The sequence below is a fragment of the Polaromonas sp. P1_A2 genome, assembly GCF_056406895.1.
In genome coordinates this window covers 898,565-923,539 of record NZ_JBFTZI010000001.1, presented here as the reverse complement: position 1 = coordinate 923,539, position 24,975 = coordinate 898,565, and the positions used below count along the sequence as shown (strand labels likewise).

27 protein-coding genes are annotated in these 24,975 nt (G+C 67.0%); 8 read left to right on the top strand and 19 right to left on the bottom strand.

Annotated features, from left to right (window positions below; genetic code table 11):
* Positions 1-108 precede the first annotated feature (108 nt).
* Complete coding sequence (locus tag AC1D09_RS04405; RefSeq protein ID WP_477663944.1) at positions 109-999, top strand: amino acid ABC transporter substrate-binding protein; 891 nt, start codon at positions 109-111, stop codon at positions 997-999.
* A gap of 28 nt (positions 1,000-1,027) precedes the next feature.
* On the opposite strand, the gene AC1D09_RS04400 is transcribed toward AC1D09_RS04405, so the two are convergent.
* Entirely contained in the window at positions 1,028-1,864 is an 837-nt protein-coding gene (locus AC1D09_RS04400; protein WP_477700946.1) for a DUF2726 domain-containing protein, read from the bottom strand.
* Positions 1,865-2,085: 221 nt separating this feature from the next.
* Positions 2,086-3,444, bottom strand: coding sequence for a hemolysin family protein (locus AC1D09_RS04395; RefSeq protein WP_477663942.1), 1,359 nt, complete (start codon positions 3,442-3,444; stop codon positions 2,086-2,088).
* Between the two features lie 23 nt (positions 3,445-3,467).
* Between AC1D09_RS04395 and AC1D09_RS04390 the strand changes: the two genes are divergently transcribed.
* Positions 3,468-4,331 (top strand): symmetrical bis(5'-nucleosyl)-tetraphosphatase, encoded by an 864-nt coding sequence (locus AC1D09_RS04390; RefSeq protein ID WP_477663941.1) that lies wholly within the window; start codon positions 3,468-3,470, stop codon positions 4,329-4,331.
* Here the strand turns inward: AC1D09_RS04390 and AC1D09_RS04385 are convergent.
* The 3 genes from AC1D09_RS04385 to ypfJ all read right to left on the bottom strand — a co-directional run bounded on the left by AC1D09_RS04385 (position 4,323) and on the right by ypfJ (position 8,027).
* Positions 4,323-5,252, bottom strand: coding sequence for a YihY/virulence factor BrkB family protein (locus tag AC1D09_RS04385; RefSeq protein ID WP_477663940.1), 930 nt, complete (start codon positions 5,250-5,252; stop codon positions 4,323-4,325). The genes AC1D09_RS04390 and AC1D09_RS04385 overlap by 9 nt on opposite strands.
* A gap of 98 nt (positions 5,253-5,350) precedes the next feature.
* Positions 5,351-6,802 (bottom strand): DEAD/DEAH box helicase, encoded by a 1,452-nt coding sequence (locus tag AC1D09_RS04380; protein ID WP_477663939.1) that lies wholly within the window; start codon positions 6,800-6,802, stop codon positions 5,351-5,353.
* Positions 6,803-7,145: 343 nt separating this feature from the next.
* Complete coding sequence (ypfJ, locus tag AC1D09_RS04375) at positions 7,146-8,027, bottom strand: KPN_02809 family neutral zinc metallopeptidase (protein ID WP_477663938.1); 882 nt, start codon at positions 8,025-8,027, stop codon at positions 7,146-7,148.
* A 161-nt stretch (positions 8,028-8,188) separates the two neighbouring features.
* Between ypfJ and AC1D09_RS04370 the strand changes: the two genes are divergently transcribed.
* Positions 8,189-8,923, top strand: a complete 735-nt coding sequence (locus AC1D09_RS04370; protein ID WP_477663937.1) for a DUF4136 domain-containing protein — start codon at positions 8,189-8,191, stop codon at positions 8,921-8,923.
* 8 nt (positions 8,924-8,931) lie between these two features.
* Here the strand turns inward: AC1D09_RS04370 and AC1D09_RS04365 are convergent, their stop codons facing one another.
* On the bottom strand, positions 8,932-9,783 hold the full coding sequence (locus tag AC1D09_RS04365) for a 2-keto-4-pentenoate hydratase (RefSeq protein ID WP_477663936.1): 852 nt from the start codon (positions 9,781-9,783) through the stop codon (positions 8,932-8,934).
* Between the two features lie 44 nt (positions 9,784-9,827).
* Here AC1D09_RS04365 and pcp point away from each other — a divergent pair, with 44 nt between their 5' ends.
* Positions 9,828-10,520: a pyroglutamyl-peptidase I gene (pcp, locus tag AC1D09_RS04360; protein ID WP_477700945.1), complete on the top strand. Its 693-nt coding sequence runs from the start codon at positions 9,828-9,830 to the stop codon at positions 10,518-10,520.
* On the opposite strand, the gene AC1D09_RS04355 is transcribed toward pcp, so the two are convergent.
* Both AC1D09_RS04355 and AC1D09_RS04350 read right to left on the bottom strand, forming a co-directional pair.
* Complete coding sequence (locus AC1D09_RS04355; RefSeq protein ID WP_074575745.1) at positions 10,513-10,776, bottom strand: hypothetical protein; 264 nt, start codon at positions 10,774-10,776, stop codon at positions 10,513-10,515. The genes pcp and AC1D09_RS04355 overlap by 8 nt on opposite strands.
* Positions 10,777-10,836: 60 nt before the next feature.
* Positions 10,837-11,223, bottom strand: a complete 387-nt coding sequence (locus AC1D09_RS04350; protein WP_477663934.1) for a hypothetical protein — start codon at positions 11,221-11,223, stop codon at positions 10,837-10,839.
* A 167-nt stretch (positions 11,224-11,390) separates the two neighbouring features.
* On the opposite strand from AC1D09_RS04350, the gene AC1D09_RS04345 reads away from it, so the two are divergent.
* Positions 11,391-12,308: a delta(1)-pyrroline-2-carboxylate reductase family protein gene (locus tag AC1D09_RS04345; RefSeq protein ID WP_477663933.1), complete on the top strand. Its 918-nt coding sequence runs from the start codon at positions 11,391-11,393 to the stop codon at positions 12,306-12,308.
* A gap of 56 nt (positions 12,309-12,364) precedes the next feature.
* Here AC1D09_RS04345 and AC1D09_RS04340 read toward each other — a convergent pair whose 3' ends face one another.
* On the bottom strand, positions 12,365-12,898 hold the full coding sequence (locus tag AC1D09_RS04340) for a YajG family lipoprotein (RefSeq protein ID WP_477663932.1): 534 nt from the start codon (positions 12,896-12,898) through the stop codon (positions 12,365-12,367).
* Between the two features lie 4 nt (positions 12,899-12,902).
* On the bottom strand, positions 12,903-13,349 hold the full coding sequence (locus AC1D09_RS04335; RefSeq protein ID WP_477663931.1) for a hypothetical protein: 447 nt from the start codon (positions 13,347-13,349) through the stop codon (positions 12,903-12,905).
* A gap of 354 nt (positions 13,350-13,703) precedes the next feature.
* Between AC1D09_RS04335 and AC1D09_RS04330 the strand changes: the two genes are divergently transcribed.
* Positions 13,704-14,126 carry a universal stress protein gene (locus AC1D09_RS04330; RefSeq protein WP_477663930.1) on the top strand — a complete coding sequence of 141 codons (423 nt, stop codon included), beginning with the start codon at positions 13,704-13,706 and terminating at the stop codon, positions 14,124-14,126.
* A 24-nt stretch (positions 14,127-14,150) separates the two neighbouring features.
* Here AC1D09_RS04330 and dcd read toward each other — a convergent pair whose 3' ends face one another.
* The 5 genes from dcd to AC1D09_RS04305 form a co-directional block, all read right to left on the bottom strand.
* A complete protein-coding gene (gene dcd, locus AC1D09_RS04325) occupies positions 14,151-14,723 on the bottom strand; it encodes a dCTP deaminase (RefSeq protein WP_477663929.1) in 573 nt (190 codons plus the stop codon).
* Positions 14,724-14,795: 72 nt separating this feature from the next.
* On the bottom strand, positions 14,796-16,079 hold the full coding sequence (guaD, locus tag AC1D09_RS04320) for a guanine deaminase (protein WP_477663928.1): 1,284 nt from the start codon (positions 16,077-16,079) through the stop codon (positions 14,796-14,798).
* A gap of 66 nt (positions 16,080-16,145) precedes the next feature.
* Positions 16,146-16,508 (bottom strand): 6-pyruvoyl trahydropterin synthase family protein, encoded by a 363-nt coding sequence (locus AC1D09_RS04315; protein WP_477663969.1) that lies wholly within the window; start codon positions 16,506-16,508, stop codon positions 16,146-16,148.
* 23 nt (positions 16,509-16,531) lie between these two features.
* On the bottom strand, positions 16,532-17,167 hold the full coding sequence (queE, locus tag AC1D09_RS04310) for a 7-carboxy-7-deazaguanine synthase (RefSeq protein WP_477663927.1): 636 nt from the start codon (positions 17,165-17,167) through the stop codon (positions 16,532-16,534).
* A 256-nt stretch (positions 17,168-17,423) separates the two neighbouring features.
* Positions 17,424-18,308 (bottom strand): LysR substrate-binding domain-containing protein, encoded by an 885-nt coding sequence (locus AC1D09_RS04305; RefSeq protein ID WP_477663926.1) that lies wholly within the window; start codon positions 18,306-18,308, stop codon positions 17,424-17,426.
* A 130-nt stretch (positions 18,309-18,438) separates the two neighbouring features.
* On the opposite strand from AC1D09_RS04305, the gene AC1D09_RS04300 reads away from it, so the two are divergent.
* Positions 18,439-18,843, top strand: a complete 405-nt coding sequence (locus AC1D09_RS04300) for a tautomerase family protein (protein ID WP_477663925.1) — start codon at positions 18,439-18,441, stop codon at positions 18,841-18,843.
* An 11-nt stretch (positions 18,844-18,854) separates the two neighbouring features.
* Here the strand turns inward: AC1D09_RS04300 and AC1D09_RS04295 are convergent, their stop codons facing one another.
* Positions 18,855-20,144 carry a YbfB/YjiJ family MFS transporter gene (locus AC1D09_RS04295; RefSeq protein ID WP_477663924.1) on the bottom strand — a complete coding sequence of 430 codons (1,290 nt, stop codon included), beginning with the start codon at positions 20,142-20,144 and terminating at the stop codon, positions 18,855-18,857.
* Between the two features lie 103 nt (positions 20,145-20,247).
* Entirely contained in the window at positions 20,248-21,222 is a 975-nt protein-coding gene (locus AC1D09_RS04290) for a LysR substrate-binding domain-containing protein (RefSeq protein WP_477700944.1), read from the bottom strand.
* Positions 21,223-21,338: 116 nt separating this feature from the next.
* Here AC1D09_RS04290 and AC1D09_RS04285 point away from each other — a divergent pair, with 116 nt between their 5' ends.
* Positions 21,339-22,655: an MFS transporter gene (locus tag AC1D09_RS04285; protein WP_477664808.1), complete on the top strand. Its 1,317-nt coding sequence runs from the start codon at positions 21,339-21,341 to the stop codon at positions 22,653-22,655.
* On the opposite strand, the gene AC1D09_RS04280 is transcribed toward AC1D09_RS04285, so the two are convergent.
* Positions 22,613-23,656, bottom strand: a complete 1,044-nt coding sequence (locus tag AC1D09_RS04280) for an adenosine deaminase (protein WP_477664807.1) — start codon at positions 23,654-23,656, stop codon at positions 22,613-22,615. The two genes, AC1D09_RS04285 and AC1D09_RS04280, sit on opposite strands and share 43 nt — an antisense overlap.
* Positions 23,657-23,744: 88 nt before the next feature.
* On the bottom strand, positions 23,745-24,902 hold the full coding sequence (locus tag AC1D09_RS04275; RefSeq protein ID WP_477664806.1) for a BMP family ABC transporter substrate-binding protein: 1,158 nt from the start codon (positions 24,900-24,902) through the stop codon (positions 23,745-23,747).
* Positions 24,903-24,975: the final 73 nt, after the last annotated feature.

The window sequence follows — 24,975 nt, the reverse complement described above, 5'->3', positions numbered from 1 at the left end:
GGCGGCGAACAATGAGTACCTTGGTCGTACCCGGGGAAGCCCTGCCCTGGCAGCGTTGCGTATTCAGGGCCTTTGCCTAAGAATGGGACCGAACAACGGGAGGTTCTGATGAAGACACCATTTCAAGCGCTGTTGCCCGCCGCCGTGGCCCTGCTGGCCGTCGCCCTGCCGCAAGGGGCATCCGCCCAGGCGACGCTGGAAAAAATCAAGAGCCGCGGCCAGATCAATGTGGGCTACCGCTCACTTGCGGCGCCTTTCTCGTTTCACCAGACGCCGGAAAAGCCCATGGGCTACAGCATTGATTTCTGCAAGCCCATGATTGAGAGCCTGCGCCAGGCCGCCGGCAACAAAAACCTGCCGGTGCGCTACATCGCGACCGAAGTGGACGTGCGCGTGCGCCTGCTGGCCGAGGGCAGCGTGGACCTGCTGTGCGAGAACGTGACCGACACGCCCGAGCGCCGCGCGCGCATGGATTTTTCGACGCCGATTTTTGTCGATGCCATCCAGGTCGCCGTGCGCAACAAGGACATGATCAGCACGCTGGAGCAGCTCAAGGGCAAAAGCATTGTGGGCATAGACGGCAGCACCGTCGTGCCGGCCCTTGACCGCTATGCGCAATCGCATTCGCTGAGCTGGCAACACGCCAAGGCCGTGAACCCCGACGCTGCGCTGGGGCAGCTGCAGCTGGGCTGGGCGGCCGGTTATGCGCGCGACGGCGTGATGCTGGCGGCCCAGCTTGCGAGCCTGCCCGACGCGGGCAACTACACCATACTGCCGGAGCGCCTGTCGGTGGAGACCATCGCCATTGGCTACCGCAAGGGCGATGCCGCCATGGGCGCGCTGGTCAATGCCTCCATCAAGGAGTCCATGCGCAGCGGCGCCGCCCAGGGCTGGTACGAGCAGTGGTTTTTAAAGCCGGCCAAGCCCGGCGGCAAGCCGCTGTTCACGGCCATGCCGGCGGAGATGAAAACGCTGTTTGAGACCGCCAAGGCGAACTGAGCGGGAGCGCCGGACCCACCCGGGTTGCTCAGGCGCCGGCAGGCGGCGGGGCGTCCTCGGGCGTGATGAAGGAGTCTTCCCAGGCCACCGCAAACTGGTGATCGACGTTGTCGTGAACAATGCCGGAGCCGGTGCTCAGCGGGTCGAAGTTGGTAAAACGTATCTTGCGGTTGCGCTCCAGCTTGGCGCGCAGGCTGCTGCGGGCCGCGGCTATGGCGGCCAGATCCACCTGGTTCGCCGCGGGGTTCCGCTGCTGCGCCTGTTCCGCGGGCGGCACTTCGGCGACCAGGGCGCCGCCGTCGGCCGCGCGCATGGTGTCGGGCACAGTGGCCAGGGCGTCGGCCTCGGCCTCCAGCGGCAAGGCCATGGGCGGCTCGCCGAGCACGGCCGGCGAGGACGGCGCTTCGTCGTCGGACAAATCGATTTCACCGAGGAAGGCGGCGCGCACGTCTTCCAGCGTGGGAAGGTTGCCGGCGCGCACCACGGCATAGGCGATGCCGCATTCGGCAAAGAGTTTTCGCTTGAGGTCGCGGCTGCTGGCCCTCAGGCCATGCGGGCCGGGCACGTCCAGGCAACCGATGACGGTGCCATCGGCGGCGCAGACCGTGAAGCTGCAATAGACGTTTTTGAGCAGCTCGAAGGAGCGCTGGCCTTCGGCCTCGTTGCGCGGCGAGACAAAACGGATGACCGGGACCTTGACCACCACATGGTGGTCGAAAAACGCGCGTTGCAGCCAGTGCCAGACTTCCTGTTCGGCATCGAGCAGCAAAGGCCTGGGCTGAAGGTGCCACTGCGCGGGAATACGTCTTTTTTTGCGGGCGGCGCGCGCCAGCCAGCCGTGGTGGCAAGCCGCCCCTGTTGCCATCCCTGACACTGCCGTCKCCGTCAGTGCCAACACAAAAACATCAAACATGTGTGCCTTAACTTTTTTTCAGTTTAAACACAGCACCCTTGAAGTTACAACCATTTACGTACCTGGGTGTTGTTGCGGCGTCTCACCCCTCGTCAGTCTGCGGTAAGTAGTGACTTATGTCACGCAACAGCGCCTAAAAGCAGCGAAGCCGCAACAGCATTTGAAACGAAGGATTACAACTCAGGCGAGTCGGCTTCCGGCAGCAAGCTGGCCAGCACCTTGTCGATGCGCTTGCCGTCCAGGTCCAGCACTTCGAAGCGCCAGCCCGCGCATTCGACGATCTCGGCGGTCTTGAGCAGCCGGCCCGAGACGCTTTGCAGCAAGCCGGCCACCGTGTTGTAGCGGCCCTTGCCCTCTTCGGGCAGTTCCTTGATGTCCAGCCTGGCCTTGAGTTCGGCCACGGGCATGACGCCGTCGATCAGCCAGCTGCCGTCCTCGCGTTCGGTGGCCCAGGCGTCCACCTGGGCGCCGGGCTGCAGCTCGCCGGTGATGGCTTCCAGCATGTCCATGGGCGTCATCAGGCCCTGCACCACGCCGTATTCGTCGACCACAAACACCATGCGGGTGGATCGCGCGCGGAACTGCTCCAGCAGTTCCATGCCGGTCAGGGTTTCCGGCACAAAGACCGCCGGCACCGCGTAAGCGCCTATGCGGTCGGCCACCGAGGGCACGGCGCCCGGGCCTTGTTCCTGGCCGAGGCCGGAAGAGGCGGCGGGCTGGATCTGGCCGCGCAGCGCGAGCAGCTTGGCCACGTTGACCACACCCACCACGTCGTCCAGGCTGCCGCGGCACACCGGGTACCAGGAATGGCCGGTGGCGCCGGCCTTGGCGATGGCCTGGGCCACGGTGTCGGAGGCGTCCAGCCACTCGATGTCGGAGCGCGGCAGCATCAGCGAGGTCAGCAGCCGGTCGTCGAGCAGGAACACGTTCTGCACCATCTGGTGCTCGTGCTCCTCGATCAGGCCGGCGTCCACGCCCTCTTCCAGGCTGGCGGCGATTTCCTCCTCGGTCACGGCGCGGCCGGCGGTGTTGTCGATGCGCAGCAGCTTGAGCACCGCCAGCGTGCTGATGGACAGCAGCCGGACAAAGGGCTTGAAGCCCGTGGCCACCCACATCATGGGCCGCGACACCAGGCGCGCGACGGTTTCCGGATAAAGCTGGCCTATGCGCTTGGGCACCAGTTCGCCGAACACAATGGTGATGAAGGTGATGACGGTCACCACCAGCGCGGTGGCGGTGATCTGGGAGGCGCGCTGCGGCGCGCCGAAAGTCTGTATCCAGGCCGCCAGGCCGTCACTGAAGGCCGCCTCGCCGATGATGCCGTTGAGCATGCCTATGGAGGTGATGCCCACCTGCACCGAGGAGAGAAACTGCGTGGGGTTGTCCAGCAGGCCCAGCGCGGACTGCGCCCCCTTGTCACCGGACTCCCCCATGGCCGTGAGCCTGGCCTTGCGGCTGGAAGCGAGGGCCATTTCCGACATGGCAAAAACGCCGTTGAGAAGCGTCAAAAAAGCAATCAGCAAAAAGTCCATGAGGCCTGGCGCAAAATAAACACATGTCAATGTACTGTATCGGCGACCTGCAGGGTTGCGACGCCCCCCTGGGGCGGCTGCTCGAGAAGCTGGATTTTTCACCCAGCCGCGACACCCTCTATATCCTCGGCGACCTGGTCAACCGCGGCCCCGAGTCGCTCAAGGTGCTGCGCCGCCTGGCCGCCCTGGGCGACGCCGCGCAGTGCCTGCTGGGCAACCACGACCTGCATTTGCTCGCGCTGTGGCAGGGCGCGCGCAAGCCGGGCCGCCACGACACCATGCAGGAGATCCTGCAGGCCGGCGACGCCGATGCGCTGCTGGACTGGCTGCGGCACCGCGCCATGGCGCTGCAGCGCCACGGCTGGCTGATGGTGCACGCGGGCGTGCTGCCGCAGTGGACGGTGGCGCAAACCCTGGCGCTGGCGGCCGAGGTGGAGCAGGTGCTGCGCGGCAGCGAGCTCAAGGATTTTTTCGGCGCCATGTACGGCAACACGCCGGAGCGCTGGAGCGACAACCTGCAGGGCGCCGACCGGCTGCGCGTGGTGGTGAACGCACTCACGCGCCTGCGCTTTTGCACGCCCGAAGGCGTGATGGAGTTCGCCAGCACCGAAGGCGCCGATGGCGCGCCCGCCGGCTACCTGCCGTGGTTTGAGGTGCCCGGGCGCAAGACCGCCGGCACGCCGCTGGCCTTCGGCCATTGGTCCACCCTGGCCAAGGACGGCGCCGCACCGCGCCTGCGCAACAACACCTTGCCGCTGGACACCGGCTGCGTATGGGGCGGTTGCCTCACGGCAGCCAAACTGGGAGTGGAAGCCGGAACGTTTGAACTGATCGCCGTGCCCTGCGAACAGGCGCAAAAACCCGGCAAGGCCGGTAAATCAGGCTGAGGCGGTCCGGCCCCGGCCGGCCTCGTCGGCCCAGGCGCGCGCCACGCTGGCGGACAGCAGCAGCACGGCCGAAGAAAAGTAGATCCACATCAATATCACCACCAGCGAGCCGGCCGCGCCATAGGCCGAGACCACGGCGGCGGTGGAGAGATAAAAGGCCATCAGGTGCTTGCCGACCGCAAAGAGGATGGCCCCCGCGGCTGACCCCATCACCAGATAGCGTAAAGCGGGTTTGGGGCCGACACTCATTTTCATGAGGGCCACAAACAGTGCGACACAAAAACCGAAAGACACGAGTTCGTTGAGCACCCAGGCGAGTTTTTCGACCGGCAGGTAGCTGCCCGCCCAGCCCGACAGCAGGCTTAAAAAGGTCGAAATCGCCAGCGAGACCAGCAGCAGGAAACCGAACGCCAGGATGTAGGCCACCCCGCGCAGGCGCACGGAAGCGCCGTGCCACCACTTCTGCTGCGGCACTTCGCCGCTGCCTTGCCGCCACAGGCGCTCAAACGCATCCTGCAACTCCGCGAACACGCCCGTCGCCCCCGACAGGAGCAGCGCAAAGGCAAACAGCGAAGCCGTGATGCCTTCCGAAGGCGCCTGGGCGCTGGACAGCGCCTGCTGCACCACCTGGGCGCCCTGCGCCCCTATGACGCTGCGGATCTGGTCGACCAGGCTGGTTTCGAGATAGGCACGGTCCAGCCACCAGCCCAGCACGGCGACCAGCAGGACCAGCAGCGGCGCCAGGCTCAGGATGCCGTAAAAAGACATGGCCGCGCTCATGCGCATGCCGCCGGCGTCAATCCAGTGGTCGACGGCGCGCCACAAGGGGCGGAAGATTTTCAGGGCCTGGGGGGAGAGCGCGGCAAACCCCGAAGCCGCCGGCGGAGGGGGCTTCAGGTCGGGGTCGGAATTCGCCATCATGGGGACAGCGTAAAAGGCGGGCCGCGCGGCCCGCACCGGACAGCCCCTCTAGCGGCCGTAGGCTTGGACCGACGGCGGGGCGGCTTTCAGGCCGCGGTTCAGACCGTGGGCTGGGTCTTGAACAGCGCCGCGACTTTTTTCTTGGGCTTGATATTGGCCGACACGCCGCTGCGCGCGGGGGCGGCCTTGGCGGCGGCTTCCCAGGCGGGCTGGGCGTCGGGCGCGACCGTCGGCTCATAGGGCTGGTCGAAGAAGGGGTCGCGCGGCGCGGCCGCCTGGCGGTGCGGCGTGTATTCGCGGCGCTCGCGCGGCTGGCGTGCCTCGCGCGGGCTGGCGCCGTCCTCGCCTTCGCGGTACATGCGACGGCCGTCGTTGATGCGGCCCTGCTCCTTGATGCGCGGGCGGTCTTCCTCGAACTCGAGGGGTTCCAGCTCGATCTTGGTCTTGATCAGCTTCTCGATGTCGGCCACCAGGCGGTTGTCGCTGCTGGCCACAAAACTCACGGCCAGGCCCGAGGCGCCGGCGCGGCCGGTGCGGCCTATGCGGTGCACATAGTCTTCGGCGTTGAAGGGCACGTCGAAGTTGAACACCGCCGGCACGTCCTTGATGTCCAGGCCGCGAGCGGCCACGTCGGTGCAGACCAGCAGGTCGACTTCACCCTTCTTGAAGGCTTCCAGGGCCTTGAGGCGCTCGTCCTGGCTTTTGTCGCCGTGCAGCGCGGCGGTCTTCAGGCCCTCGCGCTCCAGCGAACGGGCCAGGCGCGCGCAGCCCAGCTTGCTGTTGACGAACACAAAGGCCTGCTTCATGCCGCGCTCTTTGAGGATCTGGTGCAGTGCGCGGCGCTTGTCGTCGGCGCCCACGCTGTAGAAATGCTGCTCGACGGTGGAGGCCGTGGCATTGGAGCGCGCCACCTCGATGGTGACCGGGTCCTGCAGGTAGCTGGAGGCCAGGCGCTTGATTTCGGGCGAGAAGGTGGCCGAGAACAGCAAGGTGATGCGCTGCTTGGGCAGGTAGCTCAGGATGCGCTGCAGGTCGGGCAGGAAGCCGATGTCCAGCATGCGGTCGGCTTCGTCCAGCACCACGTACTCGACCTGGTTGAGCACCGCGTTCTTGGCTTCGATGTGGTCCAGCAGGCGGCCCGGGGTGGCCACCAGCACTTCCACGCCTTTTTTGAGCTCGGCCGTCTGCGGCTTCATGTCCATGCCGCCGAACACCACGGTGCTGCGCAGGTTGGTGTACTTGGCATACAGCTCGACCTGCTGGGCCACCTGCACCGCGAGTTCGCGCGTGGGCAGCAGCACCAGCGCGCGCACCGGGTGGCGCGCGGGCGAGGTCGAGGGGTTTTCGTGTTTCATCATGCGCTGCAGCAGCGGCAGCGAAAAAGCGGCGGTCTTGCCGGTGCCGGTCTGCGCGGCGCCCATGACGTCCTTGCCCTGCAGGACGACCGGAATGGCCTGCTCCTGGATGGGGGTCATGGTTTCGTAGCCCATTTCGGCGACGGCGCGGGCCAGCGGTTCGGCCAGCGAAAGATTCGAAAAAGAGGATGTCATAAGAAAGCTCTGCTTAACGCTTGCGGGTATCTCTGTCGGTGGTAGCGCGCGTATCGGGGGATGGGGTTGCCTGGGCGCGCGTGCGGCCAACAGCACAGCCGTTGGCGGGAAAGGTAACACCGCAGACCGCCCGGGTCCGCGCGATCTCGACCGCGCGGCAGGGCTTGTGCAGGGCTTCCTCAGCCCCGTATTGTCGCACTTTGGGCCCATTGGCTGGTTTTGCCGGCGATTTGGGGTTTCAGGGCTTGCCGGGGGGTCCGGCGCCTGGGCTGCCTCCGGTCGCATATTGCTATCAATCTTATAGCTTTCAATCCCCGCCAGTCAATGAATCCGGCCAGACAGGCTATAAATTCCGGGCGCTAAAGGTGTCGCAGGCCTTGACGCTGCCGGTTTTAAAGCCGGTATCAAACCAGCGCTGGCGCTGGGCGCTGGTGCCGTGGGTGAAGCTTTCGGGCACCACCGCGCCGCCGCCGGCGCGCTGCAGGGCGTCGTCGCCGATTTTGGCGGCCGCGTTCATGGCCTCCTCGACGTCGCCCTGCTCCAGGATCTGGCGGGCGTTCTGCGCGTTGTGCGCCCAGACCCCGGCAAAACAGTCGGCCTGCAGCTCCAGCCGCACGCTGAGCGCGTTGTATTCCACCTTGCTGACGCGGCCGCGCATCTGCTCCATCTTGGCGCTGATCCCCAGCAGGTTCTGCACATGGTGGCCCACCTCGTGGGCGATCACATAGGCCTGGGCGAAGTCGCCGGGCGCGCCCAGGCGGCTGCGCAGGGTTTCGTAAAAACCGAGGTCAATGTAGACCTTCTGGTCGCCCGGGCAATAAAACGGCCCCATGGCCGCCTGCCCCTGGCCGCAGGCCGTGGGCGTGGCGCCGCGAAACAGCACCAGCCGGGGTTTTTGGTAGGTGGCGCCGCCCTTGGCAAAAACATCCGTCCAGACGTCCTCGGTGTCGGCCAGCACGGTGGAGACAAACTTCGCCATGCGGTCGTCGGCCGGCGGCTTGTGGGCCGGCCCCTGCTGCTGCACCTGGGCGGGCGGTCCGCCGCCGCTGAGCAGCCCCAGGATGGTCAGCGGGTTGATGCCGAAGATCCAGCCGCCGACCAGGGCCACCACGATGGTGCCAATGCCTATGCTGCGTCCGCCAAAACCGAAGCCTCCGCCACCCCCGCCGCCGTCATCACGCCGGTCTTCGACGTTGTCGGATTCGCGATTGCCTTCCCATTTCATGATCTTCCCCTTGTCCAATGCACTTACCGTGCAATACTTGTTGGCGTCCGCCGTGCAGGCACTGCCCCGATGCCCCGGGCGCGTGTCAGCGCATGCGCCGACTTTACTTGAGCGGCGCACCCGCCGCGGAACAAAATTGAACCCCGGTGTATCCATTTCTTATGAACACTTTTGCCCTTTCCTCGCCCACAGGCCCCGGCCCGCAGCGCAGCACCGGCGCCGTGTTGTTCCTGTTGTTCCGCTCGCCACGCCTGGCCCTGGCGCTGCTGCTGGCCATGCTGCTCACGGCCTGCGCCAGCCCCATCACCACCCGCGTGACCAGTTTCAACCAGTGGCCCGCCGACGCGGCGGGCAGCACCTTCAGCTACATCACGCCCATGGACACCACGCGGCAGCTGGAGCAGGCGACTTACGAAGGTTATGTGCAGGCCGAACTCGAAAAACGCGGCCTCAAGCGCGCGCCCGAAGGCCAGGCCGGCCGCCTGCAGGTCGACGTGGCGGCCAGCAGCCGCAGCGAGGAAAAAACCTGGCTGCAGCCGGTCTACCAGGACAACATGGTGTTCCTGCCACCCTACCGCGACGCCGCGGGCCGCCTTTACGGCGGCGGCTGGGTGCCCGACCCCTTCGGGCCGCGCTATGTGGGCGACCGGCCGGTCAATGTGACGGTTTACACCAACAGCCTGCGCTTGCGCCTGCTCGACACCAAGGGCACGCCACCGGGCAAGCCGCCGCGCACGGTGTTTGAATCGCGCGCTATTTACGAAGGCGGCAGCGGCGACCTGCCGCTGGTCGTGCCCTACCTGGTGCGCGCGGTGTTTGACGATTTCCCGGGCCAGAACGGCCAGGTGCGTGTGGTGAAGTTCGACAGCGAAACCGGCGCCGTGATCAAAAAATAGCGGGCCGCTTACTCAAAGCGCAGCGCCAGCCCCTTGAGCGCGCCGGCCAGCGGCCCGGCCGCCTCTATCTCGGTATGCCAGCGCTGCCCGGCCTGCACCGGCCAGGCGTCGGTCAGCGTGCCGGTGGTAATCAGGTCGCCGGCCCGCAAAGCCGGCGCGCCCGGTGTGGCGCGCAGCTCGCGCACAAAATGCAGCAAGGCCTGCACCGGGCCGTCCAGCACATTGGCGCCCACGCCCTGGTCCTTGAGCACACCGTCGGCATAGAGCTTGAGCCGCAGGCCGGCCAGCGCCTCCATCAGCGCCTCGGGTTCCGTTGCGGCGGGCAGCGCCACCGTATGGCCCACCAGCAGCCGGCCGTGCAGGCCGCCGTCGGCCACGGCCTGCGCGGCGCTGAACTTCCAGCCCGGGAAATGGGTGTGCACGATTTCATAGCCGTGCGCCACCCAGGCAATCGCCGCCACCAGCTGCGCGGCCGTGCAATCGGGCGGCGGCGCCTCGCGCAGGCCGAACACCACCTCGGGCTCTATGCGCGGCTCGCACAGGCCCTTGAGCGAGAGCACGCCTTCATTGGGCGCGGCGGCGTCGATCTGCACCAGGCTGCTGCGCCACACCGTGCCCCAGATGGGCCCGTAGACGCCATAACGCGGCCAGATCGTGCGGTTGGTAAAGCCGACCTTGTAGCCGACCGGAGCATCGCCCTGGGCGCTGCGTGCAGCGCGCACGGCCAGCGCGGTGGCATAGGCCAGCGGCACATCGGCCGGCACGGCAGCCGGCCAGGGCAGCGGCCGGGCTTCGAGGCGGGCGCGGGCCAGGTCGGTGACCAGCGCGGCAATGTCCGGGTGCGAGGGGGTGTTGTTCATTGGGCCATGGTAGCCAAAAAGCCGCCCTCCCCCACAATGGCGGCATGGCTGCCCCCTCCTCTTCCACCACCTCCACCGCCTCCCTTCCCCGCGTGCTGCTGACCGGCTTTGACCCCTTTGGCGACACCGGCCACAGCAGCCAGCCCCTGAACCCCAGCTGGCTGGCGGTGAAGGCGCTGCACGGCAAGCGCATCGCCGGCCACCTCGTGGTGGCGGCGCAGCTGCCCACCGTGTTCCAGGCATCGATGGACGAACTCACGCGGCTGCTCCAGCTGCACAAGCCGGCGCTGGTCGTCTGCGTGGGCCAGGCCGGCGGGCGCGGCGCGATTTCGCTGGAACGCATCGCCATCAACGTCAACGACGCGCGCATCCCCGACAACGCCGGCGCGCAGCCCGTGGACACACCGGTGGTGGCCGGCGGGCCGGCGGCCTACTTCAGCAGCCTGCCCATCAAGGCCATGCTGCAGGCGCTGCAGGCGGCGGGTGTGGCGGCCGAGGTCTCGCAGACGGCCGGCACCTTTGTCTGCAATCACGTGTTTTATGCGCTCATGCATGTGCTGGCCACCAAGCGCGGCTTCAAGCGCACGCGCGGCGGTTTTATCCATGTGCCCTACCTGCCCGAACAGGGCGCGCCCAGCATGCCGCTGGAGGAGATCGTGCACGGGCTGCGGCTGGCCGTGGCGGCCGCGCTGGCCACGCCTCGCGACATCGCCAAGGGCGCGGGGGCCGTCAGCTAGCCAGGGTGTCGTCCCGCGTGCCGGAATCCCGCGCGGGCGCGGCCGGTTCGTCGCGCAGCAAGCGCCACAGCAAAAAAGTGCCGAGGATGGCGTTGCCCAGCGCAAAACCGGTGAGCAGCAGCGTGGCCCAGGCGGTCAAGGGATGGTTGTGCACCACCCAGGCCAGCAGCGGCGACAGGCCGTTGAGCGTGAGCATCAGCCAGAACAGCGGGTTGCGCGGCTGGTAGAGGCGAGAAAGAGGACGTGACGGTGGCATCACCCATGCTAACCGCGCAGGCCCTACGCGGGCCTGACAGGCCGGGCTTGTTAACAGGCCTTAGCGAATGGCAAACGACGCTGCCATCAAACCCTGGGGCGAGTGTGCCGGGTGGGCCGGCATCACGCTGCCCGCGGAAGCCGAGGCTTCGGCAAAAGCCGGCGCCTTGGATGCACTGTCGGCAGCGGGCGGCGGCGGTGGGGTAACGAGGACGCGGGCCTGCTGGATACAGTTCTGGCGCGCGGCACCTGGGCGGGTTTCCATGCATTGCGAGATGGCCATGAGTTCGGCCCGGCGCTGGTCGTCGCGCAGCTTGGCCTTTGTTACCTGCGCATCCGCCACAAAGGCCATGGCGGCCAGCTGGCACAGGATCACCAGGCCCGCCGCGACCAGCATCAGCGTCTTGTAAGGTATTTCGTCGATTTTTCGCAAGTGGTCAGAGAACATGGCAACCTCCCGTTGGTTACACCATGCTAGGGCGGGCTTGCAATAGTCCATTCGGCGCCTTGCCCGTCCCGCTGTAGGATAAAAACCTCTGGTGAAGCCGCCGTGAAATCCACCCGCGCGCCGGTCCATCCACCACTTCGCGGGCCATCCCGCTTACCATCGCAGGCATGACGCTCCATCCGTATCCCACCTCGCTGGACGCCGGACAGACCGCCGCGCGGCTGCCCTACCCGCTGCTGGTCACCGAACTCATACGCCTGCTCAAGGACGAGTCGGTGCAGGTCCCGCAGCGGGTGGTGCAGGCCCTGCCCGGTGGCGGTAGCCTGTTTGTGATGCCGGCGCTGGACGCCCGCACCGCGATCGCCAAGCTCATCACCCTGACCCCCGCCAACGCCGGCAGCGGCCTGCCCGCCATCCAGGGCGACGTGGTGGTGTTTGACGTCGCCACCGGCCGGCGCCGGCTGATGCTGGACGGCCCCACCGTCACCGCCAGGCGCACCGCCGCCGTCTCGCTGCTGGCCGCGCAGCGGCTGGCGCCCAACACCCGCGGGCCCATGCTGATCGTCGGCGCCGGCGTGCAGGGCGTGGCCCACCTCGAAGCCTTTGCCCAGGGCCTGGGCGTGCGCGACTTCCGCATCACCTCGCGCAGCCACGCCAGCGCCCAGGCCCTGGCGCAGCACGCGCAGTCGCTGGGCCTGAACGGCCGCGTCGTGCCCGACGCCGACGCCGCCCTGGCCGACTGCCCGCTGGCCGCCACCTGCACGCCGGCTGGCGGCGTGGTGCTCAGCGCCCTGCCGCGCGACGACGGCTTTATCAGCGCCGTGGGCGCCTACACGCCGGCCATGGTGGAGCTCAGCGCCGCCCTGTGCCAGTACGTCGCGGCGCAGGGCAGCGTGCTGGTCGACACCCCCGACGCCGTGCACGAAGCCGGCGACCTGCTGCAGGCGGGCCTGGACGTGGCCCGCTTCGCCAGCCTGGGCGAGGTGATACGCCAGGACATGAAAAAACCCGCCGGGCCGGTGCTCTTCAAAAGCTGCGGCTGGGCGGGCTGGGATTTGGCCGCGGCGCGCACGGCGCTGGCCTGAACGGCCCCCGGGTCGCCGGCGCTACAAGCTCGCGGCGCCCAACAGGCCTTTCATTCTCAATCGCTGAATTTCGCCAGCTGGTTGAGGAATTCCTTGATGTTCTCAAGAATGGAGCGTTCGTTGGACAGGCGCAGCCGCTCCACGGCCACAAAGGCGTCCGACACAGTGGCGCTGCCGGTGGCCTTGACGGGATAGTCGCGCGCCACACCCTGGCCCGCCACCTTGTAGGTGATATTGGACTTCACATCCAGGGTGAATCCCATGAGGGGCTGGTCCAGTTCCGCCAGGTTTGCCGATACGGCGTACTTGGCCTGCGCCGGATCGGTGGCGAGGTAACCGCTGATGGCCAGGCTGTCCTCCAAGGCCTTCTTGAAACTGGCGCCGTCCACCTGCGAGGTCCACATCGGGTTGGTGGCCTTGCCACCCGTCACTTCGCCCAGCTTGACCGAGCCCTTGAGCTTGGGGTTGACCGTCGCGACGCTGCCCGGCTTTACCGTCATGGCCTGCGGCGTGGCTGAACTGGCGCAGCCGGTGAGCTGCAGAACCACGGCGGCGCCGATGGCCGCGCCCAATAATTTCAGAAACCTCATATCCTCACTCCTTCGTTGGCGTTGTTGAAACTGGCGCTGTTGAAACTGACGGCGGCGGACAGGGGCTGCCAAGCACGACCGCCACTTCTTCGGGGTAATTGAAACCTGCTCCGTTGCCTGAATCGACCGCGTAACCGATCAGGCCGCCCGCGAGGATATTGCCCCAGGCACCGTTGTTGTTCTTGGAAACGAACTTCGCAACGCCTTTCGACTGGGCCTTGCTGCAGGCGACGGCAAGCTCGCCATAGGATTTCCGGATCAGCGCGGAATCGGGTGTGGTGAGCTGCCAGCTTCCCTTGTCGTTGCTCAGCGTGCAGGACGCGGCGGGCACGATGTCGCCCTCACACACCGCCGTCACCGCAATGCGTTGGCTGGTACCACTGGTAATCGAGGCGCAACCGCCCAGTACAAAGCTGAGCCCCAGCACCCAGCCGGCTGTCAGGCGCATCACGCCCGGGCTACCGGAAAATCGCGACCTGAGGGCACGGGTCGCTGGAAAGGCCGCGCCCTGGCAAGCGTCCCTGATGAATGAACAGACATTTTTTGCCTCCCTTTTTTCGTGCTTATTGGGTATCCCTCGTGGCCGTGAATGTAACACGATGTTTCTACACTAAAGAGGCCATGTGTGTGTTTTTATGACCCTTGCGTCTTTGGGCCGATCAAGATAAAGGAACGGAAGCGGTGGGCGCCGCAGCGCAAGGGCATCAGGGGGTTTGCCGGGGCAGCGAGATGCAAGCAGGTGCCCACCTACACCCGGATGCCGGTGCGGGTGTTACGCTGGCCCGTCCACACCGGAGGTAACACCATGAAGATCCTGTTCGCTGCCGACGGCAGCAAGTACACCAAAAAAGCCCTGGCCTTCCTGGTCAACCATGAAGACCTGGCCGGCGCCGAGGGCGAGGTGGTGGTGCTCAATGTGCAGGCGCCCGTGCCGGGCCGCGTCAAAAGCATGCTGGGATCGGCCAACGTCAAGGCCTATCACGCTGAGGAGTCGCAAAAGGTGCTGGCGCCCATAGAACGCTTCCTCAAGCGCCACAAGCTCTCCTTCAGGACCGTCGCCGTGGTCGGCACGCCCACCACCGAAATCCTGCGCGCCGCCAAACGCGAGAAGGCCCACCTCATCGTCATGGGCACGCACGGCCAGGGTTTGCTGAGCCGCGCGCTGATCGGCAGCGTGGCCCAGCGCGTGGTCGCGGAAAGTGATATCCCGGTGCTGCTGGTCAAATAAGGGCCACCCCGCGAGGCGCCCTTTTCAAGCCTTCGGCAGCGTCACCCCAACCTGCCCCTGGTACTTGCCGCCGCGGTCCTTGTACGAGACCTCGCAGACGTCGTCCTTGTCGCTCTCGAAGAACAGCACCTGGGCGCAGCCTTCGCCCGCGTAGATCTTGGCGGGCAGCGGCGTGGTGTTGGAGAACTCCAGCGTCACATAGCCTTCCCATTCGGGCTCGAAGGGCGTGACGTTGACGATGATGCCGCAGCGCGCGTAAGTGCTTTTCCCCAGGCAGATGGTCAGCACATTGCGCGGGATGCGGAAGTACTCGACGGTGCGGGCCAGCGCGAAGCTGTTGGGCGGGATGATGCAGCTGTCGCCGTGGAAGTCGACAAAACTTTTTTCATCGAAGTTCTTCGGGTCGACCACGGTGCTGTGGATGTTGGTGAAGACCTTGAACTCGGGCGCGCAGCGGATGTCGTAGCCGTAGCTGCTGGTGCCGTAGCTGATGATCTTCTGGCCGTCGCGCTGCCGGATCTGGCCGGGTTCGAAAGGCTCGATCATGCCGTGCTGCTCGGACATGCGGCGTATCCATTTGTCGCTCTTGATGCTCATTCGGGGAAACTCCTCACTGTGCCCCGATTGTAGGCAAGGTTGACGCGCCCCCTCCCCGGGAGAGGGCACGGCCTATAAGGCCTGCGAAATCACGGTCCGCTCAATCACCCGGTCGTCGCCCAGCACGATCAGCGCGAACAGCAGCTCGCCCAGGTTGGCGGCCAGCGCGGTCTTGCGCGCCAGCAGCGGCGTGGCCTGCGGGTTGAGGACCACAAAATCGGCCTCGCAGCCGGGCTGCAGGTTGCCGACCACGCCTTCCAGGCCCAGCGCGCGCGCCGCGCCCGCCGTGTGCTGCCACCACAGCTGCTGGGGCGAGAGCGACAGGCCCGGCTTGGTCTGCCCTTCGCGGCCCACGTAATAGGCGGCCAGCATGGTGTGGAAGGGGCTGAAGGAGGTGCCGCCGCCCACGTCGCTGGCCAGGCCGTAGGGAAAGCCTATGCGCTCGGCGCCTTCGTAGTCAAAAAAGCCGCTGCCCAGGAAGAGGTTGCTGGTCGGGCTGACGGCCGCGGCCGTGCCGGTGGCGCGCATCAGCGCGCGGTCCTCGTCGTCTATGTGTATGCAGTGGGCATAGACGGCGCGCGGGCGTAGCAGGCCGAACTGCTCGTACACGCTCAAATAGCTGCGCGCCTTCGGGTAGAGCTGCCGCACCCAGGCGATCTCGTCCTTGTTCTCGGCGACGTGGGACTGTATCCAGACGTCGGGGTATTTGGCAGCCAGCTCGCCCGCGCCGCGCAGCTGGGCTTCGCTGCAGCTGGGCACAAAACGCGGCGTGATGGCATAACCGAGCCGGTCCACGCCGTGCCAGCGCTGGATCAAGGCTTCGGTGTCGATAAGGCTTTGCGCGGTGTCGTCGCGCACGCCCTCGGGCGAGTTCTGGTCCATCAGGCATTTGCCGGTCATCAGGCGCAGGCTGCGCTTTTGCGCTTCGCTGAACAGCGCGTTGACGGATGCGGGATGCGAGGTGGCAAAAGCCAGCGCGGTGGTCACACCGTTGCGCAGCAGCTCGTCAATGAAAAACCCGGCGGCCTGCGCGCTATGGCCGGCGGCCGAAAAGCGGCTTTCCTCAGGGAAGGTGTAGTTTTCCAGCCAGGGCAGCAGGCCTTCGGCCGGCGAGCCGATCACGTCGAGCTGCGGGTAATGGATGTGCATGTCCACAAAACCCGGCGCGATGATGCGGCCCGGCAGGTGCTCGGTGGGCAGCTCGGCAAAACGCGGCGCCAGTGCCTGGTAGCTGCCCGCAGCCTGCACCCGCTGGCGGCCTTGCGCGTCGGGGCCGACCACCAGCAGGCCGTCGGCCTCGTAGGCGGCCTGGGCGGGGCCGGTGAAATACAGGAGGGCGGCGCGGTAGGCTTTCATGGAGATGAGGGTAACGCAAGCGCTCCGCGCGGCAATATTCAAATTCCGATAAGGGGTATCTGGCCCTTAGCGGCTTACCCGGCAGCCGTCGCCCAGCGAGGCGCGCCAGACGCGCACGGATGTCAGCCCCGGCAGGCGGGCGTCCAGCTTGCGGAAAATGAACTGGCAGAGGTTTTCGAGTGTGGGCGGGCCCAGCTCTTTCACGTCGTCGAGCAGGTGGTGGTCCAGTTCCTCGCGCAGCACGGCGATTTCGCGCCGCACCAGGCCCAGGTCCATGACCATGCCGGTGGTGGCGTCGGGTTCGCCGGCCACAAAGACCTCGGCGTTGTAGGTGTGGCCGTGCACACGTTTGCTGCCTTCGGCCTCGATGGCACGCTTGAGCGTGTGGGCCGCGTCAAAGTAAAAAGTCTGGCTGATCTCGCAGCGCATGGGGGGGTGTGGGGAGGCTTGTTTCATCGGATGCCCGTGATCTTGTGGGTCTGCAGGCTGAGCCGCCAGGCCGGGCGCTCCATGCACAGCTGTATGCAGGTTTCGGTGTTTTGCTGCCGCTGCGGGTTGTCCATGGGCTGCAGGTAGCGGTGCGTGAAGTCGGCGGCTTCGAGCTCGGCCAGGTCAAAACTGGGCTGGGGCCACACCACTTTGAGTTCCTGGCCCGCACGCTGCACCCAGGGGGCGCCGGCCTTGGGGCTCACACAAATCCAGTCTATGCCTTCGGGCGCCACAATGCTGCCGTTGGTCTCGACCGCGATCTGGAAACCGCGCGCATGCAGGGCCGCAATCAATTCGGCATCGACCTGCAGCAGCGGCTCGCCGCCCGTCATGACCACAAAACGGTGGGCACTGTCGCCGGCCGGCCACTGCGCTTCGATTTGCTTCGCGAGCGCATCCGCATCGGCGAACTTGCCGCCCAGGGTGCCGTCGGTGCCGACAAAATCGGTGTCGCAGAACCGGCAGACGGCTGTGGCGCGGTCCTGCTCGCGGCCCGACCAGAGGTTGCAGCCGGCAAAGCGGCAGAACACCGCGGGCCGTCCCGCATTGGCGCCCTCGCCCTGCAGCGTGTAGAAAATTTCCTTGACCTGGTAGCTCATGGCGCGGCTTTCGCGCGGCCATGGCCGCAGCCCGCCGCGGGCATCAGCCGGTGCGAAACAGGAAGTTGAACGGGAGAAATAAAACAGGCGCCCGCACAAGCCGGAAGACCGGGGGTCGCGAGGTTTTTATACATGGTGGTCCTCTACATGGCCCCGGAGATAAACAGATGCTGGCGCGCCGGGACAGCACGCTGAAGTCCTGATTTTACCGGTTCAGGGACCGGGGCGAGATTTCAGGGGGATTTGCGGCCGGGCCTCAGGGCACGGGCATCTCGCGCGCCTGCTGCTGCAGCCAGCCGCAAAAGCTGTCCAGCCGCGCATGCGGCCCGGCCCGGCGCCTGGCCACGTACTGGTAGGCGCTTTCCTCAAAGCCCAGCGGCGCCACCAGGCGGCCGGCACGCAGGTCGTCCATCACCAGGTGCCAGGGCGCGATGCAGACGCCCAGCCCGCCCACCGCGGCCTCCAGCGTGAAGTAATAGTGCTCAAAGGCCGGGCCGGCCTGCACCGCCAGGTCGGTGCCGCGCGACTCACACCACATGCGCCAGGCATCGGGCCGCGTCGTCGTGTGCAGCAGGGGCAGGCCGGCCAGGTCCTGTGGCTGGCGCACAGCCGCCCTGGCCGCCAGCGCGGGCGCCATGACCGGCCCCAGGCGCTCCACAAACAGCGGCAGCAAGGTGGCCGAGGGCTGGCTGTCACGCTCGGCGACCGTGATGACGAGGTCGTAACGGTCGCGGTCCAGGTCGGGCGCATGCTCGGCCGCGCTGAGGCGAACCTCGGTATCGGGCTGCAGCGCGTTGAAGCCGTAGAGGCGCGGAATCAGCCATTTGACGGTGAAGGTGCTGAAGCAGCACACGTCCAGCGTCCCGGCTTCGCCGCTGCGCACCTCGCGCACCGCAGCCTCCATCTGGTCCAGCGCGGCGGACAGCGCCGGCCACAGCGAGGCGCCGGCAGCCGTCAGCTCCGGCTTGTTTTTGGCGCCCTCGAACAACACCACGCCCAGCGCCTGCTCCAGCTGCCGCACCTGCCGACTGATGGCGCCCGGCGTGACCGACAGTTCCTCGGCGGCGGCCGTCATGCGGCCCAGCCGGGCGGCAGCCTCAAAGGCGCGCAAGGCATTCAGGGGTGGGAGGCGGCGCTTCATGATGTGAGTTTATTGCACATAGGATGCGCCAAGAAATCGTTTTGCCTGGCAAGCCTTCCCCGTCAGAATTCGCAGCACCCTGACAAAACAGGCAGCTGTCCCACAACAACTTCAATTGAGGAAAAATCACATGCCCTTTATCCACACCCACGTCCACCAGAGCACCAGCCCCGAGCACCGGCAAGGCATCGTCATGGGCATACACCAGGCCCTGGTCGACAGCATAGGCATGCCCGAGGACGAGCTCTTCAACATGGTGAACGACTACGGCGCAGGGCAGTTCTTCTTTGACCGGACATTCAACGGCATGGCGCGCTCGGAGCGGCCGGTGGTCATCGAGATCACGCTGCGGCGCGGCCGCAGCGATGCGATGAAACGCGCACTTTACGCGGCCATCGCGCGCAATCTAAAGACCAATGCCGGCGTGGCGCCCGACGATGTGTTTATCTTCATGCACGAGAACGACTACTCGGACTGGTCGGTGGGCGGCGGCAAGTTCGCCATGGCGCTGGTGCAGCAGCCCGGCCCGGGCTGAAGCCGAACGCCCTATTTGCCCGCAACGGTCTGGCCGGACGGCAGCGACGGCTGCACCGGGTAGGCCCTGGCCATCCACAGGTAGAGGCCGGCGCCCAGCAGCAGCGTGGCGGCGGCTATCTCCAGCGACAGCGTAAAACCCGCGCCCGCATTGGGCGTGTGGCGCAGCAGCACGGCCACCAGCGGCGGGCCCAGGATCTGGCCGACACCATAGGTGGCGGTCAAGAGGCCCATAAAACTCGCGGCCGTTGCGGGTTTCAGGCGGCGCACTTCCTGCATCGCAAAAAAAGTGATGGCGGTGAACGGGATGCCCAGCATCAGGCTGCCAATGGCAAAACCCGCGAGGCTGGGGCTCCAGAGGCTGGCCGCGATGCCCAGGGCCTGCAGGAAATAACAGCCCGCCAGCAGCAGGCGGAAGTCCTTGCCCGGCGGCAATCGTGTGGCCAGCAGCGCACCCAGCATCACGCCCAGGCCGAAGATGGGCCAGAACATGTCCAGCCAGGCCGAGCCCGGCAGCGCCGCGCGCGCAATCACCGGCAAGAAGGTGGCGGTGATGATGTAGCCAAAACCCGCCAGGCCGTAGGCCAGCGTCAGCAGCGTCATTTCGGCCTGGCCGTGCTGCGGCGCCGCGCCGGGCGAGGCGGCGGCGCGCGGCGCCAGCGCGACAAGGCGCTCGTCGCCACCGCGCAGCACATGCCAGACCAAGGCGGCCAGCACAAAGGACAGCGCACCAAACAGCATCCAGCCCGTGGCGGCCGTCCAGTGCCAGGCCACCATGCCGGTGGCGAACAGGCCGCTGAGCACAATGCCGGCGCCAGGGCCCACATAAATAATGCCGCCCATCGCGGGCACGCCGCGCCTGGCCAGTTGAGAGAGGCACCAGCCCGAAGTGAACACAAACACCACCGCGCTGGTCACACCGGCCGCAAAACGCAGCAGCGGCCACGCGGCCGGGAAGTGCCAGCCCATAGCCAGGGTCAGCACGCCGGTGGCGAGCAGCCCGGCGCGCACCAGCGAGGAATAAGCCAGCGAGGGCAAGCCCTTGAAGCGCGCCCACAGCCAGGGCTGCAAGGTGCAGAGAATCGCGCCCAGCATGTAGCCAAAGTAGTTGGCGCTGGCCAGCCAGCTGGCCGTGGGCAGGTCGACCACGCCGTCGCTGAGCATCATGGGCAGCAGCGGCGTGAAGGCAAAACGCCCTATGCCCATGGCCACGGCCAGTGCCACCAGCCCGGCCAGCGCGATGGGCCAGGCGCCGTGCGGGGTGGGCGGTGAATCTTGTTGCTGCTGCGGCGTTGGGGGCATGCCCGGATCCTTGCTGGATGGTTCAGTCGGGAATCATACGTTTGCGCCCCGCCCCAAGGCGGGCGCCGGTCGAATACCCCCGCGCATGACCGCGCGGCCATCTTCAGCGGCGAACACCGGCCGCGCGCCTTGCGTGCACGGCGGGCAAGGCCGCGGGCTGCTGCTGCACCGCCTGCCGCAGCAGCATGGCGAGCTGCGCCACCGGCGCTTCAGGCTCGGCCGCCGCGCGGTACAGCGACAGCGCGATGCGCGGCAGCCTGGGCAGGCCGTGCGCCGCCGGCGCCAGTGCCCGCAAGCTGCCGGGCACGCCGATCGCCGTGCGCAGCGTGAGCCCCAGGCCGGCGGCGGCCGCGGCCCAGAGCGCCGCCAGACTGGCGCTGGTGAAGGCATGCCGCCACGGGATGCCGGCCTGCTCGAGCGCGCCCGTGGCGATGTCGCGCAGCGGGCAGGGCGCGTCGAGCAGCACCAGCGGCAAGGCCTCGCCGCGCCAGGCGCCGTCCCGCCCGCCGGCCTGCAGCGCGCGGGCCCAGGCCGGAAGGTCCTCACCCTGCGCCGCGGCGCCCAGCCACTGCAGTGGCAAGTCCAGCAGTTGCTCGCCGTGCGGCAGCGGCGATCGCTCGCCGGCGTCCCAGACCAGGGCCAGGTCCAGCTGGCGCAGGGCCAGCCGCTCGCGCAGCTCGGCGCTGCGCGCCACGCAGGCCTCGATGCGCACCTTGGGATGGGCGCGCGCAAAACGGCCCAGCACGCCGGGCAGCAAGGTTTCGCCGAAATCCTCCTGCAGGCCCAGGCGCACCCAGCCCTGCAGGTCGGCGCCGCGCAGAGCGGCGGCGGCTTCTTCATTGAGGTCCAGCAGGCGGTGCGCGTAGGCCAGCAGGGTTTCGCCCGCATCGGTCAGCGCCAGGCCGCGGCCGGCCTTGCGAAACAGCGGCGTATCGGCCTGCGCCTCCAGCTTCTTGAGCTGCGCGCTCACGGCGGAAGTGGAGCGCCCCAGCCGGTCGGCGGCCTTGGCATAGCTGCCCAGCGCGATGCCGGTGGCGAAGGTGCGCAGCACGTCGGGTTCGAACAGGGGCTGGGCCATGAAATCATCCTATTTATTGGGATTGTTTGTTCAATATTTTCTGATTTTCAGAACGATTTTAGCTTTCTACACTGGCGCCGTCTTCTCTCATTTCCCCCCGCCCTGGAAAGCCCTTTATGCCATCCCTGATCCATCCCGCTCCCGGCCCGCAGCATCGCTGGAAAGTGCTGGGCGTCGGCGTGGCCGCCAACGCCAGTTTTTCCGTGGCGTTCAGCGGCCTGCCCATGACGGCGGTTTTCATGCGTTCGGGCTACCAGCTCGACAACAGCTCGCTGGGCTTGGTGCTGGGCCTCATGGGCCTGGGCATCGCGGTCAGCGAGCTGCCCTGGGGCCTCCTGGCCGACCGCTGGGGCGACCGGCCGGTGCTGCTGCTGGGCCTGGGCGCGACGGCCGCGGCGCTGGCCGCGATGGCGCTGTTCGCGGCGCCCACGCCCGGCCACATACCGGGCCTGCCCTTGCTGGCCGCCGGCCTGTTGCTGGTGGGCCTGCTGGGCGGCAGCGTCAACGGCGCGAGCGGACGCGCCATCATGTCCTGGTTCCGCAGCGGCGAGCGCGGCCTGGCCATGAGCATCCGCCAGACCGCCGTGCCGCTGGGCGGCGGCCTGGGCGCGCTGCTGCTGCCGGGACTGGCGCTGCACGCGGGCTTCGCGGTGATCTACGCTTTGCTCGCGCTGCTCTGCGCGGCCACGGCCGCCCTGGCATGGCTGTGGCTGCACGAGCCGCCGCCTTCCACGGCCGCCGTCGCCCCGCCGGCCGCTGCATCGGCGCCGGCCGCAGACGCCACCGCCGGCCCGCTGCGCGACGCGCGCGTCTGGCGCATCGTGGCGGGCATAGGCATTCTGTGCGCACCGCAATTCGCGGTGCTGTCCTTCGGCACGGTCTTCCTGCACGACTTCGCGCACTGGGGCGTGGCCGCCATCACCACCGCCATGGTCAGCGTGCAGGTGGGCGCGATGGGCATGCGCGTCTGGAGCGGCCACTGGACCGACAGGCACCAGAACCGCCGCGCCTATTTACGCGCCTGCACCTTGCTGAGCATTGCCCTGTTCTGCGCGCTGTCCGCCCTGGCGGCCTGGGCCGGGCTGCAGCCCGCGGTGCCGGCCGCCGTGGGCATCGCGCTGGCGGCGCTGCTGGCGGCCTGCGGGATTTGTGTATCGGCCTGGCACGGCGTGGCCTATACCGAACTTGCCACACTGGCCGGCGCGCGGCGTGCAGGCACGGCGCTGGGCATGGCCAACACCAGCGTGTTCGCGGTCTGCTTTGTCACGCCGCTGAGCATTCCCTACCTGCTGGCCTGGCAGGGCTGGGCCGTGGTCTGGGGCGTGGCCGGCCTGTGCGCATGGCTGGCGCTGCCGCTGCTGGCAACGGCCGCACCGCGGGCAGCCGGCATTCAGTTGAAGCGCTCGAAGCTTTCGTTGAGGCGGTCCACATAACGCGCCTTGGCCGAGGCATCGATAAAACTCGCCTCGAAGCTGTTGCGCGCCAGCGTGTAGGCATGGCGCGCATCCATGCCGGTGGCCGCGAAGGTCTGCGTGAAGTTCTCGTTCATATAGCCGCCGAAGTAGGCCGGGTCGTCCGAGTTGACGGTGGCCGCCAGGCCGGCGTCCAGCAGTTCGCGCAGGTTGTGGCTGGCCAGGTCGGGGAACACGCAGAGCTTGAGGTTGGACAGCGGGCACACCGTGAGCGGAACACGGTCTTGCGCCAACCGCCGCATCAGCGAGGCATCACGGCTGGAACGCACGCCGTGGTCCACGCGTTCGACCTTGAGCACATCGAGTGCCGTCCAGACATATTCGGGCGGGCCCTCCTCGCCCGCATGGGCGACCAGGTGAAAGCCCAGCTCGCGGCAGCGCGCGAAGACGCGTGCGAATTTCTCGGGCGGGTTGCCGACCTCGCCTGAATCCAGGCCTATGCCGATAAATTTGTCGCGAAACGGCAAGGCCTGCTCCAGCGTTTCAAATGCGTCTTCCTCGCTCAGGTGGCGCAAAAAGCACAGGATCAGCGAGGCGCTGACGCCGAATTCAGCCCGTGCATCCACGCAGGCGCGGTGCAGTCCATTGACGACGGTGGCCATGCTGACGCCGCGCGCGGTGTGCGTCTGCGGGTCGAAGAACATCTCGGTATGCAGCACATTGTCGGCCGCAGCCTTGCGCAGGTAGGCTTGCGCCATGTCGTAGAAATCCTGTTCGGTGATCAGAACGCTGGCGCCGGCGTAATAGATGTCGAGAAAGCTCTGCAGGTTGGTGAAGGCGTAGGCACTGCGCAGCTCTTCGACGCTGGCGTAGGGAATCGAGACATTGTTGCGGCTGGCCAGCGCGAAGATCAGCTCGGGCTCCAGCGAGCCCTCGATGTGCATGTGCAGCTCGGCCTTGGGCATGCGCCTGAGCAGCTCGGGCAGGCGGTCCGCGGCCACGGGTTTGACGGAAAAAGACATATCGGCTCCCTGAAAAACAAAAGGCTGCCTGGAGGCAGCCGAATCCGGATCCATCCCCTCTCCCGGAGGAGAGGGGGTGAAAGACGCATCAGTTGCCGGGCACCTTGCCCTCGACGCCCTTGACGTAAGTCTTCAGGCCGCCCAGGAATTTGTCGTCGGCCACCACGTCTTTGGCCAGCAGTTCCTTGCCGGTGTTGTCGGTGATGGGGCCCTTCCAGATCGAGAAGCTGCCGTCCTTCAGGCCGGCCTTGACTTCGTCGATGCGCTTTTTGGTGTCGTCGGGCACGTCGGCGGCAATCGAGACGATGTCGATCGCACCTTCCTTGACGCCCCACCAGGAGGCGGTGTTGCCCTTCCACTTGCCTTCAAGCGCCTCACCGACGGCCTTCACGTAGTAAGGGCCCCAGTTGATCACGGCCGAGGCCAGGTGGGCCTTGGGGCCGTAGGCGGTCATGTCGGAATCCCAGCCGAAAGCGCGTTTGCCCATTTTTTCGGCGGTCTGCAGCACGGCGGAGGAGTCGGTGTTCTGGAACAGCACGTCGGCACCGCCGTTGATCAGCGCGGTGGCGGCTTCGGTTTCCTTGGGCGGGTTGAACCACTCGTTGACCCACACCACCTTGGTCTTGACCTTGGGGTTGACCGACTGCGCGCCCAGCGTGAAGCTGTTGATGTTGCGCACCACTTCGGGAATCGGCACCGAGCCGACCACGCCCAGCGTGCCGGACTTGCTCATCTTGCCCGCGATCACGCCGGCCATGTAGGCGCCTTCGTAGGTGCGGCTGTCATAGGTGCGCATGTTGTCGGCCTGCTTGTAGCCGGTAGCGTGCTCGAACTTGACGTCCTTGGTGTCGCCGGCGACCTTGAGCATGGGCTCCATGTAGCCGAAGGTGGTGCCGAAAATCAGCTTGTTGCCCTGGGCCGCCATGTCGCGGATCACACGTTCGGCGTCGGCCGACTCGGGCACTTTTTCGACAAAGCTGGTGACGACCTTGTCGCCGTAGGCCTGCTGCACCGCCTTGCGGCCGTTGTCGTGGGCATAGGTCCAGCCGCCGTCGCCCACCGGGCCGACATAGGCAAACGCCACCTTCAGGGGCTCGGCCTTGGCGGCGGGCGCCGCAGCCGCGGGCGCGGCGGCCGGAGCTGCCGGTGCCGCCTCTTCCTTTTTGCCGCAACCCACCAGGGCCGCCGCAGCCACCGCGGACAGGGCCGCCAGCTTGAGCAGGGAACGTTTTTGCAGGTCAGTCATGTCATCTCGCTTTCGTGGAAGGAAGGTGAAGAAAGTAAAACAGGGTGCACGGAAAAAATGCAATTATGCGGCG

Excerpts from the sequence above, each read along its gene's own strand:
- AC1D09_RS04305 (WP_477663926.1), bottom strand. The coding sequence starts at position 18,308 with ATGAAGCGCCGCCTCCCACCCCTGAATGCCTTGCGCGCCTTTGAGGCT.
- AC1D09_RS04355 (WP_074575745.1), bottom strand. The coding sequence starts at position 10,776 with ATGCCACCGTCACGTCCTCTTTCTCGCCTCTACCAGCCGCGCAACCCG.
- AC1D09_RS04275 (WP_477664806.1), bottom strand. The coding sequence starts at position 24,902 with ATGACTGACCTGCAAAAACGTTCCCTGCTCAAGCTGGCGGCCCTGTCC.
- AC1D09_RS04405 (WP_477663944.1), top strand. The coding sequence starts at position 109 with ATGAAGACACCATTTCAAGCGCTGTTGCCCGCCGCCGTGGCCCTGCTG.
- AC1D09_RS04295 (WP_477663924.1), bottom strand. The coding sequence starts at position 20,144 with ATGCCCCCAACGCCGCAGCAGCAACAAGATTCACCGCCCACCCCGCAC.
- pcp (WP_477700945.1), top strand. The coding sequence starts at position 9,828 with ATGGCTGCCCCCTCCTCTTCCACCACCTCCACCGCCTCCCTTCCCCGC.
- AC1D09_RS04290 (WP_477700944.1), bottom strand. The coding sequence starts at position 21,222 with ATGGCCCAGCCCCTGTTCGAACCCGACGTGCTGCGCACCTTCGCCACC.
- AC1D09_RS04350 (WP_477663934.1), bottom strand. The coding sequence starts at position 11,223 with ATGTTCTCTGACCACTTGCGAAAAATCGACGAAATACCTTACAAGACG.
- AC1D09_RS04380 (WP_477663939.1), bottom strand. The coding sequence starts at position 6,802 with ATGACATCCTCTTTTTCGAATCTTTCGCTGGCCGAACCGCTGGCCCGC.
- queE (WP_477663927.1), bottom strand. The coding sequence starts at position 17,167 with ATGAGCTACCAGGTCAAGGAAATTTTCTACACGCTGCAGGGCGAGGGC.
- AC1D09_RS04345 (WP_477663933.1), top strand. The coding sequence starts at position 11,391 with ATGACGCTCCATCCGTATCCCACCTCGCTGGACGCCGGACAGACCGCC.
- AC1D09_RS04390 (WP_477663941.1), top strand. The coding sequence starts at position 3,468 with ATGTCAATGTACTGTATCGGCGACCTGCAGGGTTGCGACGCCCCCCTG.
- AC1D09_RS04400 (WP_477700946.1), bottom strand. The coding sequence starts at position 1,864 with ATGGCAACAGGGGCGGCTTGCCACCACGGCTGGCTGGCGCGCGCCGCC.
- AC1D09_RS04395 (WP_477663942.1), bottom strand. The coding sequence starts at position 3,444 with ATGGACTTTTTGCTGATTGCTTTTTTGACGCTTCTCAACGGCGTTTTT.
- AC1D09_RS04365 (WP_477663936.1), bottom strand. The coding sequence starts at position 9,783 with ATGAACAACACCCCCTCGCACCCGGACATTGCCGCGCTGGTCACCGAC.
- AC1D09_RS04280 (WP_477664807.1), bottom strand. The coding sequence starts at position 23,656 with ATGTCTTTTTCCGTCAAACCCGTGGCCGCGGACCGCCTGCCCGAGCTG.
- AC1D09_RS04315 (WP_477663969.1), bottom strand. The coding sequence starts at position 16,508 with ATGCGCTGCGAGATCAGCCAGACTTTTTACTTTGACGCGGCCCACACG.
- AC1D09_RS04300 (WP_477663925.1), top strand. The coding sequence starts at position 18,439 with ATGCCCTTTATCCACACCCACGTCCACCAGAGCACCAGCCCCGAGCAC.
- AC1D09_RS04370 (WP_477663937.1), top strand. The coding sequence starts at position 8,189 with ATGAACACTTTTGCCCTTTCCTCGCCCACAGGCCCCGGCCCGCAGCGC.
- guaD (WP_477663928.1), bottom strand. The coding sequence starts at position 16,079 with ATGAAAGCCTACCGCGCCGCCCTCCTGTATTTCACCGGCCCCGCCCAG.
- ypfJ (WP_477663938.1), bottom strand. The coding sequence starts at position 8,027 with ATGAAATGGGAAGGCAATCGCGAATCCGACAACGTCGAAGACCGGCGT.
- AC1D09_RS04285 (WP_477664808.1), top strand. The coding sequence starts at position 21,339 with ATGCCATCCCTGATCCATCCCGCTCCCGGCCCGCAGCATCGCTGGAAA.
- dcd (WP_477663929.1), bottom strand. The coding sequence starts at position 14,723 with ATGAGCATCAAGAGCGACAAATGGATACGCCGCATGTCCGAGCAGCAC.
- AC1D09_RS04340 (WP_477663932.1), bottom strand. The coding sequence starts at position 12,898 with ATGAGGTTTCTGAAATTATTGGGCGCGGCCATCGGCGCCGCCGTGGTT.
- AC1D09_RS04385 (WP_477663940.1), bottom strand. The coding sequence starts at position 5,252 with ATGATGGCGAATTCCGACCCCGACCTGAAGCCCCCTCCGCCGGCGGCT.
- AC1D09_RS04330 (WP_477663930.1), top strand. The coding sequence starts at position 13,704 with ATGAAGATCCTGTTCGCTGCCGACGGCAGCAAGTACACCAAAAAAGCC.